This window comes from Klebsiella sp. w6 (assembly GCF_033100215.1).
In the GTDB taxonomy this organism is placed as follows: Bacteria; Pseudomonadota; Gammaproteobacteria; order Enterobacterales; family Enterobacteriaceae; genus Klebsiella; species Klebsiella variicola.
Genome location: NZ_CP136907.1, coordinates 1,678,281 through 1,691,529 on the forward strand (window position 1 = coordinate 1,678,281; position 13,249 = coordinate 1,691,529).

8 protein-coding genes are annotated in these 13,249 nt (G+C 61.0%); 1 reads left to right on the plus strand and 7 read right to left on the minus strand.

Annotated elements, in window-relative coordinates:
• Position 1: 1 nt before the first annotated feature.
• The 3 genes from mdtC to R0140_RS08130 are packed head-to-tail and all read right to left on the minus strand — an operon-like array spanning position 2 to position 7,440.
• Positions 2-3,079 carry a multidrug efflux RND transporter permease subunit MdtC gene (gene mdtC / locus R0140_RS08120; protein ID WP_032730809.1) on the minus strand — a complete coding sequence of 1,026 codons (3,078 nt, stop codon included), beginning with the start codon at positions 3,077-3,079 and terminating at the stop codon, positions 2-4.
• Positions 3,080-6,202, minus strand: coding sequence for an MdtB/MuxB family multidrug efflux RND transporter permease subunit (locus R0140_RS08125; RefSeq protein ID WP_032740106.1), 3,123 nt, complete (start codon positions 6,200-6,202; stop codon positions 3,080-3,082).
• On the minus strand, positions 6,202-7,440 hold the full coding sequence (locus R0140_RS08130; protein ID WP_012541067.1) for an MdtA/MuxA family multidrug efflux RND transporter periplasmic adaptor subunit: 1,239 nt from the start codon (positions 7,438-7,440) through the stop codon (positions 6,202-6,204). Before R0140_RS08130 ends, R0140_RS08125 begins: the two co-directional genes overlap by 1 nt.
• 342 nt (positions 7,441-7,782) lie before the next feature.
• On the opposite strand from R0140_RS08130, the gene R0140_RS08135 reads away from it, so the two are divergent.
• Complete coding sequence (locus R0140_RS08135; RefSeq protein ID WP_155869522.1) at positions 7,783-9,015, plus strand: dicarboxylate/amino acid:cation symporter; 1,233 nt, start codon at positions 7,783-7,785, stop codon at positions 9,013-9,015.
• 274 nt (positions 9,016-9,289) lie between these two features.
• On the opposite strand, the gene R0140_RS08140 is transcribed toward R0140_RS08135, so the two are convergent.
• The 4 genes from R0140_RS08140 to R0140_RS08160 form a co-directional block, all read right to left on the minus strand.
• Complete coding sequence (locus tag R0140_RS08140) at positions 9,290-9,901, minus strand: helix-turn-helix transcriptional regulator (RefSeq protein ID WP_032740105.1); 612 nt, start codon at positions 9,899-9,901, stop codon at positions 9,290-9,292.
• 115 nt (positions 9,902-10,016) lie between these two features.
• Positions 10,017-10,157, minus strand: a complete 141-nt coding sequence (locus R0140_RS08145) for a small membrane protein (RefSeq protein ID WP_046621842.1) — start codon at positions 10,155-10,157, stop codon at positions 10,017-10,019.
• A 237-nt stretch (positions 10,158-10,394) separates the two neighbouring features.
• Positions 10,395-11,096 carry a response regulator transcription factor gene (locus tag R0140_RS08155; RefSeq protein ID WP_012541069.1) on the minus strand — a complete coding sequence of 234 codons (702 nt, stop codon included), beginning with the start codon at positions 11,094-11,096 and terminating at the stop codon, positions 10,395-10,397.
• Between the two features lie 14 nt (positions 11,097-11,110).
• Positions 11,111-12,967, minus strand: a complete 1,857-nt coding sequence (locus R0140_RS08160) for a sensor histidine kinase (RefSeq protein ID WP_032740368.1) — start codon at positions 12,965-12,967, stop codon at positions 11,111-11,113.
• Between the last annotated feature and the right edge of the window lie 282 nt (positions 12,968-13,249).

A 13,249-nucleotide genomic window follows, 5' to 3' on the forward strand; every position in this document is an offset into this window, starting at 1 on the left:
GTTATTCGCTTACCGGTTGAGAGGAGTGACGCGAAAAACGCAACCGCAGACGGTCAAAGAAAAGATAGACCACCGGCGTGGTGTAGAGCGTTAACAGCTGGCTCATCACCAGACCGCCGACGATGGTGATCCCCAGCGGCTGGCGCAGCTCAGAGCCATCGCCCCCGGAGAGCACCAGCGGCAGGGCGCCGAACAGCGCCGCCAGGGTGGTCATCATAATCGGCCGGAAACGCAGCAGGCAGGCCTGGAAAATCGCCTCTTCCGGCGCCAGATTGCCGGTACGCTGCGCCTCAAGGGCAAAATCAACCATCATGATGGCGTTTTTCTTCACGATGCCAATTAATAACATGATCCCGATAAGGGCGATTAGGCTGAACGGGGCATCGAATATCTCCAGCGCCAGCAGGGCGCCCACTCCGGCGGAGGGCAGCGTCGAGAGGATGGTCAACGGATGCACATAGCTCTCATACAGCATCCCCAGCACGATATAGACCGTGGCGATGGCCGCGAGGATCAGGATCACCTGCGCGTTCATGGTCTGCTGGAACACCTGAGCGGTACCGGCAAAGGAGCCGCGCACGCTCGACGGCACCCCGAGCTGGGTCATCGTGCGGTTAATGGCGTCGCTGGCTTCCGACAGCGAGCGGCCGGTGGGGAGGTTAAAGGAGATAGTGGACGCCGCCGACAGCCCCTGGTGGTTCACCGACAGCGGGGCGTTGGCCGGCTGCCATTTGGCGAAATAAGCCAGCGGGATCGGCTTGCCCTCGCTATTGATAACAAACATCTTGTCGAGGGCGCTGACGTCCTGGGTGTAGGCCGGATCCACCTCCATCACCACCTTGTACTGGTTGAGCGGCTGGTAGATGGTGGAGATTTGCCGCTGGCCGAAGGCGTTGTTCAGCAGGTTGTTGGCGTCCTGGACGCTGATGCCGAGGCGCGACATCGTGTCCCGGTCATAGACCAGGTCCATTTCGGCGCCATTGTCCTGCTGATCCGAGTTGACATCCGCCAGCTCAGGCAGCGCCGCCAGCGCTTTGCGGATCTTCGGCTCCCACTCGCGAAGCGCCGACAGGTCGTCGGACAGCAGGGTGTACTGATAGCTGGCGTTCGACTGCCGGCCGCCGACGCGAATATCCTGCACCGCCATCAGGAACAGGTTGGCCCCGGGCTCGTTGGCCAGCTTTTTGCGCAGCCGGTCGATCACCTGTTGCGCCGTCTCGTGGCGCTGGTCGCGCGACTTGAGGGTGATAAACATCATCCCGCTGTTGACCCGCGAGCCGCCGGTAAAGCCGGTGACGTTATCCACCGCCGGATCTTCACGAATGATCTTCATAAAGTCCTGCAGCTTGCCGCGCATCGCCTGGAAGGAGATGCTCTGGTCGGCCTGAATGCCGCCCATCAGCACCCCGGTGTCCTGCTCCGGGAAGAAGGTTTTCGGGATCGAAATGTAGAGCCAGACGCTGAGGGCGATGGTGCCGAGCACCACCAGGCCGGTCAGCCGGCTGTGCCTGAGCACCCATTTTAACGATTTCCCATAGCCGCCCTGCACGGCCACCAGCAGGCGGCCAAAGCCGCGGTTGCGCGTCGGCTGGTGGGGCTTACCGCTTTTCAGCAGCCAGCCGCACATCATCGGCGTCAGGGTGAGGGACACCGCCAGCGAGATGCCGATCGCCACCGACAGGGTGACGGCGAACTCGCGCAGCAGGCGGCCGGGCAGGCCGCCCATCAGCAGCAGCGGCAGAAACACCGCCACCAGCGACAGGCTCATCGACAGCACGGTAAAGCCGACCTCGCGGCTCCCCTGCAGCGCCGCCTGCAGGGGTTTCATCCCCGCTTCCAGATGGCGGGAGATATTCTCCAGCACCACGATAGCGTCATCCACCACGAAGCCGGTGGCGATGGTCAGAGCCATCAGCGACAGGTTATTGAGGCTGAAGCCGCACAAATACATCGCGGCGAAGGTGCCGATTAAGGAAACCGGGACGGCGACGGCCGGGATCAGCGTGGCGCGCCCCGAGCGCAGGAACAGGAACACCACGAGGATCACCAGCGCCACCGAAATCACCAGCGTCTGCTCCACCTCCTCCAGCGAGGCGCGGATGGTCGGCGAGCGGTCCTGGGCGATCTGCAGGTCGATAGCCGCCGGAATGGTCTGCTGCAGCTCCGGCAGGCGGGCACGGATGCTGTCCACTGTCTGGATAATATTGGCTTCCGGCAGTTTGCGGATCATCAGCAGGATCGCCGGTTTGGCGTTGGTCATCCCGGCGTTGCGTACGTCCTGCACCGAATCCGAGACGCTGGCGACATCCCCCAGCCGCACCGCGGCGCCATTCTGGTAGTGGACGATCAGCGGCTGATAGTCGGCGGCGGTCTTCAGCTCATCGTTGGTCTGCACCTGCCAGCGGTGCGCGCTGTCCTCCAGCGCCCCCTGCGGTTTGCGCACGTTAGCGTCGCTGATGGCGGTGCGCACCGCGTCCAGCGACACGCCCTGGTTGAACAGCGCCTGCGGGTTGAGGTCGACGCGCACCGCCGGCAGGGAGCTGCCGCCGACGTCGACATCACCCACGCCGTCGATCTGCGCGATGGTCTGCGCCAGCTGGGTGGAGGCGAAATCATACAGCTCACCCTGGGAGTAGGTGTCCGAGGTCAGCGTCAGGATCATGATCGGCGCATCCGACGGGTTGGCTTTGCGGTAGGTCGGCCGGCTGGGCATCCCGCTCGGCAGCAGGCTTTGCGCGGCGTTGATCGCCGCCTGAACGTCGCGCGCCGCGCCGTTGATATCGCGGTCGAAGTTAAACTCAAGAATGATGCGCGTACTGCCCAGCGAACTGGAGGAGGTCATCTCATTGACCCCGGCAATCCGTCCCAGGGAGCGTTCCAGCGGGGTGGCCACCGATGAGGCCATGGTCTCCGGGGAGGCCCCCGGCAGCGAGGCGCTAACCATGATCACCGGGAAGTCCACCTGCGGCAGCGGGGCTACCGGCAGCAGCCGGAAGCCGAGAATGCCGCACAGGGTGATGGCCAGCGAGATGAGGATCGTCGCCACCGGGCGGTAAATGAAGAGGGCGAAAAACTTCACTTACGCCTCCTCTTCCTGACGCGGGAAGCGGCGCTTCAGGTGCAGCGACAGGCGGTCGAACAGCAGATAGATCACCGGGGTGGTGAACAGGGTCAGCACCTGGCTGAGCATCAGACCGCCGACCATGCCGATCCCCAGCGGACGCCGCAGCTCCGCGCCGACGCCGGTGCTCAGCATCAGCGGCAGGGCGCCGAGCAGGGCGGCGAGGGTCGTCATCAGGATCGGCCGAAAACGCAGCAGGCAGGCCTGGTAGATCGCTTCCCGCGGCGGCATGCCCTGCTCGCGTTCGGCGGCCAGCGCGAAGTCGATCATCATGATGGCGTTCTTCTTCACGATGCCGATCAGCAGAATGATGCCGATGATGGCGATCACATCCAGCTCGCTGCCCGCCAGCCACAGCGCCAGCAGCGCCCCGACCCCGGCGGTGGGCAGGGTGGAGAGGATCGTGATCGGATGGATAAAGCTTTCATACAGTACCCCCAGCACGATATACATCGCCACCACCGCGGCGACCACCAGCCAGACAGTGCTGCCGAGCGCCGACTGGAAGGCCAGCGAGCTGCCCTGGAACTGGGTGCGGATATCGGTCGGGAAATCCAGCGACTGTTCGGCGGCGAGGATCCCGTCCACCGCTTCGCCCAGCGAATAGTTGTCCGGGACGTTAAACGAGATGGTAGTCACCGGGAACTGATCGAGGTGGTTCACCGACAGCGGGGTAAAGCGCTGCTCCACCGTGGCGATGGCGGTCAGCGGCACGATGCCGCCGTCGCTGCTGGTCAGGCGGATATTATCCAGCGCCGCCAGGCCCGGCGTCGCCTCGGTATCCTGCTCGAGCACCACGCGATACTGATTCGCCTGAGTGTAAATGGTGGAGATCAGCCGCTGGCCGAAGGCGTTGTACAGCGCGTTATCGACATCGGCCATTGAGATGCCGAGGCGGCTGGCGCTGTCGCGATCCACCTTGATATAGGCGGCCAGGCCTTTGTCCTGCCAGTCGCTGCTGACGTCGGCCAGCTGCGGCTGGGCCTGCAGGCGGCTGAGCAGCGGCGGCACCCAGGTGCTCAGCGCCTCGAGGGAGTTTGCCTGCAGGGTGAACTGGTACTGGGTGCGGCTCACCGTGGTGTCGATGGTCAGATCCTGGGTCGGCTGCAGGTAGAGCGCCACGCCCGGGACGCCGTCCACCGCCTGCTGCAGGCGGCTAATCACCGTCTGGACGCGGTCATCGCGTTCATCCAGCGGCTTGAGGTTGATCTGCAGACGGGCGCTGTTCAGCGCCGGGTTGGTGCCGTCGACCCCGACGAACGAGGTCAGGCTCTCCACGGCCGGATCCTTAAGGATAATGCTGGCCACCTGCCGCTGGCGCTCGGCCATGCTGGCGAAAGAGACCGACTGCGGCGCCTGGAGGGTACCCTGAATAATGCCGTTATCCTGGATCGGGAAGAAGCCTTTCGGGATAAAGACCCACAGGAGGATCGACAGCGCCAGAGTGCTCAGCGCGACGCCGAGCGTCAGCCACGGATGGTTCAGCACCCGGCTCAGCCAGCGGCCATAGACGGCGATCACCCGTTCGAAGAAACGCTCGCTGGCCCGGGAGAAACGGTTCTGCTTGCGCAGCGATTCGTGGCTTAACATACGGGCGCACATCATCGGCGTCAGGGTCAGGGAGACCACCGCCGAGATAAGAATAGCGACGGCAAGGGTGACGGCGAATTCGCGGAACAGACGGCCGACGATATCGCCCATAAACAGCAGCGGGATCAGCACCGCGATCAGCGAGAAGGTGAGGGAGATAATGGTGAAGCCGATTTCCCCGGCGCCTTTCAGCGCGGCGGCCAGCGGCTTCTCGCCTTTTTCGATATAGCGCGAGATGTTCTCGATCACCACGATGGCGTCATCCACCACAAAGCCGGTGGCGATGGTCAGGGCCATCAGCGTCAGGTTATTGATCGAGAAGTCGAGGAACACCATCACCGCGAAAGTGCCCACCAGCGACAGCGGCACCGCGACGCCGGGAATAATGGTCGCCGGGACATTGCGCAGGAACAGATAGATGATCATCACCACCAGGGCGATGGCCAGCATCAGCTCAAACTGGGTGTCGCGCACCGAGGCGCGAATGTTGGTGGTCCGGTCGGAGAGGACCTGCACCTTTACCGATTTCGGCAGGCTCTCGGTGAGCTGCGGCAGCATCTGGCGAATGCTGTCGGCGGTGTCGATGATGTTGGCCCCCGGCTGGCGCTGGACGTTCATCACGATGGCCCGCTGCTGATTGGCCCACGCCCCGAGCCAGCTGTTTTCGGCCCCTTGTTCGACGCTGGCGACATCGCCGAGACGGATCGGCGCCCCGTTCTGATAAGCGATGATCAGCCGGCGGTAATCCTCAGCGGACTGCATCTGATCGTTAGCGGAAAGCGTCACCGCGCGGGCCGGGCCGTCGAGGCTGCCTTTCGCCGAGTTAACGTTGGCGCTGGTGATAGCGGTGCGCACGGTTTCGCTGGTCAGGCCGAGGGCGGCGATGGCCTGGGCGTTAAGCTTCACCCGCACCGCCGGGCGCTGGCCGCCGGCGAGGGTCACCAGACCGACGCCGGAAACCTGGGAGATCTTCTGCGCCACCCGTGTCTCCACCATGTCCTCCACCTGGGTCATCGGGATCGCGGAGGAGGTGACGGCGAGGGTCATGATCGGCGGATCCGCCGGGTTCACCTTGCTGTACACCGGCGGGTTGGGCAGATCGCTCGGCAGCAGGTTGGTGGCGGCGTTAATGGCCGCCTGCACTTCCTGCTCGGCGACGTCCAGCGGCAGGGTCAGCTGGAACTGCAGCGTGACTACCGAGGCGCCGCCAGAGCTTTGCGACGACATCTGCTTAAGGCCGGACATCTGGCCGAACTGGCGCTCCAGCGGGGCGGTGATAGCGGAGGTCACCACGTCCGGGCTGGCGCCCGGATAGAGGGTAACCACCTGGATGGTCGGGTAATCGACCTCCGGCAGGGCGGAGACCGGCAGGAAGCGGTAGCCGATGATCCCGGCTAACAGGATCGCCACCATCAGCAAAGTGGTGGCGACCGGACGCATAATAAACAGCCGGGACGGGCCGCCGGTGCGGCCTGGGGGTAACACCTGCATCAGGAACGCGCTCCGTGTTTACCGCTCTGGCGCGGAGCGGGCTGCGCCTGCTCGCTGCCGCTGGCGGTGACAACTTCCACCTTCGCCCCCTCGGTCAGGCGGTCAATCCCGTCGGTGACCACGCGATCCCCGGCGGAAAGCCCGGCGCTGATGACCACTTTCTGGCTGTCCTGGATGCCGGGCGTCACGCTGTGTTTGCTGACTTTATTCTCGTCGTTCAGCACCCACACAAAATGCCCTTCGTTGCCCATCTGCAGGGCGGCGGCGGGGATCACCACCGCGTTCTCTTCGGTATCCACCAGCAGGCGGGCGTTAACGAACTGGTTGGGGAACAGCGCGTCATCCAGATTGCTGAAGCGCGCCTTCAGCTTAATGGTCCCGGTGGTGGCATCGATCTGGTTGTCGAGACTCAGCAGCTCGCCGACACTAATTTTCTGTTTATTGGTGCGATCCCAGGCTTCGACGCTGAGCGCTTTGCCCGCTTTCTGCGCCTGCACCACTGTGGCGATGCTGTTTTCCGGCAGGGTGAAGACCACATCGATCGGGTGCGTCTGGGTGAGAACCACAATCCCGGTGGTGTCCCCGCTGGAGATCTGGTTGCCAATATCCACCTGCTTTAAGCCGACGCGGCCGTCAATCGGCGCGGTGATGCGGGTCCAGTCGAGCTGCAGCTGGGCGCTGGCGACGGCGGCTTCATCGGCCTTTACGGTGCCAGCGGATTCCACCACCAGCGACTGCTGGGTGTCGAGCTCCTGGCGGGAGACGAGGTTGGTTTTCACCAGTTGCTGGTAACGGGCGAGATCGCGGCGGGCGTTCGCCAGGGTGGCGTTATCTTTCGCCAGCTGACCCTGCGCCTGGGCGAGGGCGACTTTAAACTGGCTGGGGTCGATCTGCGCCAGCAGGTCGCCGGCTTTGACCTGCTGTCCCTCCTGGAAGTGAAGGCTCAGTAGCTGGCCGTCGACCCGGCTGCGCACGGTCACGGTATTGGCCGCCGTCACGGTACCCAGCCCGGTGAGATAGCGTGGCACCGCTTGTTCGGTCGCGGTCGCCGCCTGCACCGGCGCCAGCGCGCCGCCGAAACGGCCATGACGCGCGCCGCCCGGCCCCTGCGGGCCTTGTCCCGCTGCGGGAGCGCTGCTGCCGCTCGTGCCACGATCGTGCCAGAACCAGTAGGCGGCTCCGGCGATAATCACTACCGCCAGCGCGGCGCCCCAACGACGTATGTTACTGCCTTTCATTAGTTTACGGTCTCATCCTGAAGCGTTTCGCTGAATGATACTAGTTTAGTGAGGGAAGGGGCCGTAAAAATGGAGGAATTATGAAAAGAAGGTTGAGAAATGTCTGGATAACCGCCGCGACGCCGGGCGGTCTCGTTGGAGATTTCCGGGGTGATATCAACTTTTAGTTTAAAAAAGTAAAAAATAGTTGTATCCGGGAGGGCTTTAATTAGATTTATGCGGTGAATAAATCAGTGCATTTTCATAATAATAACATATGCACTTAAAAATCAACGTGTTAAATAATCAGGGGTCATTGCTGTGGCAAACGCAAACAAACTCACGCTCTTCATCGTCATTTTTATGCTGATGGGGATCCTCTCCGGCGCGGCTATCCATGCCTACGCGACGCCGACCACCATCTCCGCCTGGGCGGACAACATTACGCTGCTGACCGATCTGTTTCTGCGGTTGATCAAAATGGTCATCGCGCCGTTGGTGTTCAGCACCCTGACGGTCGGCATTATGCGTCTCGGCGAGACGGCGACCATTGGCCGGGTAGGCGGGAAGGCGATGGTGTGGTTCATCACCTCCTCGGTATTATCCATTCTCGTCGGGCTGGTGATCGTCACCTTCCAGCACCCGGGCGCCGGGTTAAACCTGGCGGTGCCGAAAGAGGCGGTGGATACCGGCCTGGCGGTCAGCGGCATGAGCCTGAAAGGATTCCTGTCGCACACCATCCCCACCAGCATCACCGAGGCGATGGCCAACAACGAGATCCTGCAGATTGTGGTGTTCTCGATGTTCTTTGGCATCGCCGGCGCGTCGCTGGGCGAGAAGTTTAATGCCCCGCTGGTGGCGGCGCTCAATGTGGTGTCGCACATTATGCTGAAGGTGACGGGCTACGTGATGTACGTTGCGCCTCTGGCTATCTTTGCCGCCATTTCGTCGGTGATTGCCTCCCAGGGGCTGGGGATCCTGCTCAACTATGCTTCGTTCATCGGCGGTTACTACCTGGCGGTACTGTTGACCAGCGCGGTGCTGATTGCCGTTGGCTATATGGTGCTGAAAAAAGAGGTCTTCCGTCTGCTGAACATGCTGAAGGACCCGGTGTTGGTGGCGTTTACTACCAGCAGCTCCGAAGCGGCCTATCCGAAGACTCTTGAGCGGCTGGTGAAGTTTGGCTGCTCGCGCAATATCGTCTCGTTCGTCCTGCCGATTGGCTACTCGTTCAACCTTGTTGGCTCGATGGTTTACTGCTCCTTCGCCGCGATGTTTATCGCCCAGGCCTATAACGTACCGCTGAGCTTTAGCGAGATTACGGTCATGATGCTGACGCTGATGCTGGCCTCGAAAGGCATCGCCGGGGTGCCGCGCTCGGCGCTGGTGGTGCTGGCGGCCACGATCCCCAGCTTCAATATTCCGGTTGCCGGGATCCTGCTGCTGATGGGTATCGACCATTTCCTCGACATGGGGCGCTCCGCCATCAACGTGTTGGGTAACGGCATCGCCACCGCCATGCTGTCGAAAAACGAAGGTCTGCTGACCGACGAGGAAGCACAGCCGGACTGGGAAGCCGAGAAAGCGGAAGCCTGATCCTGCCGCGCCCTTTCACAGAGGGCGCCATTCCGCACGGAAAAAAAGACCCCTGACAGGCACGTCAGGGGTAATGTGACGAAGTATCAGTTTTCCTCGTAACTAGTCTTTTTTCTTATATAAAAACGCGCGGTAACGTCTTTATACCGAGGAAGCGTCAGAGTTTAACGTTATGTTCGGCAGCGCTGGCGCTTTTTTAGCATCCTGCGGCTATTTTCGGATTCCAGACAATATCACTACGGGAATATCTTATTCTCTTCTGTTCGCTATTTGCCTACCAGCGCTCACGTAACAGATTCATAAACTGGAAAAAGTCGTGATTATTATTCAGGCTGTATTTTTCCATAATCTTATTCTTATGGTAAGCGGCGGTGCGGGGACTGACCCGCTGCAGGGCGGCGATTTTACTCATGTCCAGCCCTTCAAGAATACCGTGCACCACAGCGGTCTGCGACCGCGACAGGACACGATGCGGGCAGCTGGCGCAGCTCAGTTCCCGGCTCGTGGCGTCAGTGGCCGACGGGTCCATACAATGCTGTAGTTCGCTTTTAATGATCGCCAGCAGCTGTGGAATACTGGCCGTTTTCAGCGAGACAAAAATGACTCCTTTCAGGCAATTAATCATGAAATCGTCTTCCGGCAGCTGGTCGTAGCTGTGGAGGATAATCAGGGAGCTGCCTTTTTTTCTGTTTTTAATCAGGGTATTGCACAGATAGATTTCACCAGGGATCACTTCGCATATAATAATATCTTCGTCTGACAGGTCGTTATTGCGCCAGGAGAAACGGGCCCGCATATCGTCCCGGGAGAGATCATTAACCATGGCCACCAGCGATTCACGTACAAAGGTGTTGCGGGTATTGATGGTGACATTAAGGTTTCTCATGGCGTTATTTCCTTATGCAAAACATAACGCCATGCTGTGACAAATCCTCCGGGCGTATGCGGTGTGTTGATTTTATAAACGTACCTGTAATCGTTTTTAATTATTATAAAGTGAATTATTTACGACGCGTCGAACGCTTATCGTTAAACGTAAACTTCTGCCGTCTCCTGTCTTTTAGATAGGAAATAAAACTGTATACAGAGATGCTGAAGAAAAATATGCATAGCAATAATATTAACCACGTTTGCATGGCCATCGTTTTTACCTTGTTTGTGCTGCATGGTGTCAGAATTTACCGCGAACGGCTATTACGTTTTGTTATATGTTTTCCTGTCCACTGAAAATCATACGACATCATCCTGATGTGCTAGCACTATAAGAAAGTTCTTAAGCGCGTCGTCAGTCTCATTCCTCTCATTTCTCTCAGAAAATGAGAAAAATTAACACTTGCGAGTTATTCACACCCCGCGCAGCGGCCAGATCGCGCTTTCGATCAGGAAATAAACGCCAGTCCTTTGCCAAAGATCGCTCGTACGGGCAGGTGGATCCCTTGCTGGCGCGCCTTATGGCGCAGGCGGCTAATCACCACGTCGATGCGGTGCAGGTCAGGCTCGCTGTCGTGGGAAAACAGGCAGGCATGGAGGTCCAGCTTGCTGCACACCTCGTTGCGATTGCGCATTAACAGCTCCACCAGACGGTACTCCTGCTGGGTTAACTCCAGCGTCCGGGCATCGGGAGAAATCAGTTTATCCTCGTGCAGACGCCACAGTCCGGTGGCGGCGGATGACGCGGTGCCGGGCGCCTCCGACGGAAGGGCGGCGGGTCGATCCTGCTGCAGGCGGGCGCCAAGGGCGGTGAGGGTCTCCGCAAGGTGGGCGAAATTAACCGGCTTGATCAGGTAAGCATCGGCCCCAAGGCTGAGCGCCTGCAGTTTATCCTGCTGCTGGCCGCGGGCGCTGACCACCACCAGACCGTAGTGCCCCAGCTCATGCAGGTAGCTCAGCACGCTGAAGCCATCTTCCCCGGGAAGGCCGATATCAATCAGCACGATGTCCACCGGATGGCTGTGCAGTTGTCGCCAGAAGGCTTCGGCGCTGCGCGAGCCCCACACCTCGAAGCCGCGATAGCCCAGCCAGGCCAGCAGTTCATCCAGCAGATCGGCGTTATCTTCAATTATCGCCAGTCGTAAAGCCATACGTCGTTCTCCTCTTAAGCAACCGTGGGGAGGGTGAGAATAAAGGTGCAGCCGTCCGGGCCATGCTCGGCCAGCCACAGTTTGCCATCATGAGCCTGCACGATCTGACGCGCAACATACAGTCCGAGACCGGTGCCGCCCGGCACCGGCGACGTGTGCTCGCCGCGGCGGTAGCGCTCAAAGATCAGTTCCGCTTGCCCGTCGGGCAGGCCCGGGCCGTGGTCGCGAATGCGCAGCTCGGTATGCCCGGCTTCGGAGCGGATATCGATGGCGATTTCACCGGGGGGCGAATACTTCACCGCGTTATCCAGCAGATTGGCGATGGCGATGCACAGCAGGCCGGCATCGGCCTGCAGCTGCGGGCTTTCCACCGCGCCGTGATGGCGGATGTTCAGGTAATGGTCGTGGGAGATGGCCACCACCGAGGCGGCCATGTTGATCACCGACAGCAGGGCGGTCTGCTGGCGATCGACGTGCAGGTCGTGTGAGGCGAGCCGGGCGTCGGCAAGGCAGTTATCGGTGAGCTGCACCAGACGGGTGGCGGCGCGCCCGATGCGATCGAAGCGCGCCTCCTGGCTGGCCGAGGCGGCCGAGAGGCGGAGATTTTCCAGCGCCGCCTGGATCACCGCCAGCGGCGTGCGGAATTCGTGCGCTACCATGCCCATAAACTGTCGCTGATGGAAGCTGGCTTCACGCTCTATCTGCAGCTCACGCGCCAGGCGCTGCTTCTGCTCCAGCTGGCGGTTTTCAGCGCGCACCCGCAGGATGGCAATGATCAGCACCGTAATGATGTGGACGATCAGCGCATACTGCCAGAGGGAATAGATCGCCATATGGAACGGGATTATCCCGTGGATCGACAACTGCACCAGCACCGCGGCGGCGACGTAGAACGGCGGCAGCAGACCCAGCAGCAGAGTGTTACGGTCGATGGCTTTTTTGCGCCACAGCCACCAGGAGGTGAACAGCAGCACCGGGGTGATAATGATGAAGATCACCCCTTCTATCTGCATCGCGAAGCCGTAAAACCCGAGCGGAATACTGACCTGCAGCACCAGGTTGAGCACCACCGCGGCGATCAGTAGCTGATGAAGCCGCGGCATATTCTTCTTCAAATCAAAAATCTCGCTGTGCAGCCAGAGGGCGGTAGCATAGCTGAACAGGGAGAGGCTGCTGATCATGAAGTCCTGGAACGGCAGCGCCGCGTGGCCGAAAAACCACTCCGGGAAGCCGTGCAGGGCGGCCACCAGCGGATAATTGAGCGAGAAAAGACAGATGCCCCACAGCAGACGCCGGCGCAGGGCCAGCGCCAGCCACAGCGCCACGCCGCTGGCGACGGCGGCCAGGCCGAAATAGAAGCTCCAGAAAGCGGTGTCGGCGGTCGCCCGTTGTACAAATTCCTGCGGCGAAGAGAGCGAGGCCAGCAGGATCAGGGTGCTGGTGCTGTGCAGGCGAAAGACCACCTCATAGCCAGCGGCGGTTGGCGGCGGGGGGATAATCAGCACGCTTTCCCGGTAGTGCAGGTCGCTCTCGCGGGCGACGTCGCGGTCGCCAAAGGTGCGCTGTTCCCAGGGGGCATCGCTGCCCAGAGGCCGGTAGTAAATGGTCAGATGGTCGACAAAAGAGGGGCCCAGCTGCAGCCAGCGCGGCTCCCCGGCAAACCACGTTCCCGGCAGCTCGCTGCGCAGCCACCAGGTTTTTCGCGAATAACCAAAGGAGGGGATCTGCCGGGTGGTGGCGAGCTGGTCTGTGGGCAGGGCGGCGAAGCGATCGATGGTCATCTGGCCGCTGGCGTCCGCGTACCACTGGACCGGAATATCAATGCCCACCTGGCGCGTCGCCGCCTGCGCCTGTGGGGCGACCAGCAGCAAGAATAATCCACAGCTGAGCAGCCAGCCTGCCAGGAACTGCGGCCGGCAACGCCGGACCGCTGCGAAGATCGCAGACACCCTTTTCAATCACGCCCCCTTGCGGCATGCCAACGATACAGACCGCAGACATCTGGCTACGGTATGGATAATACGCCCCCGGAAGTGGGGAAGAGTGGACAGGCCTGTCCGGACGAACAGGCCATTTTGCGTGGGAGACCAGGAATATTCCAGCGTAATCTGCATCGGCAGGATCAGGACAGACCTGCTGCGCGGCGGCGGTGG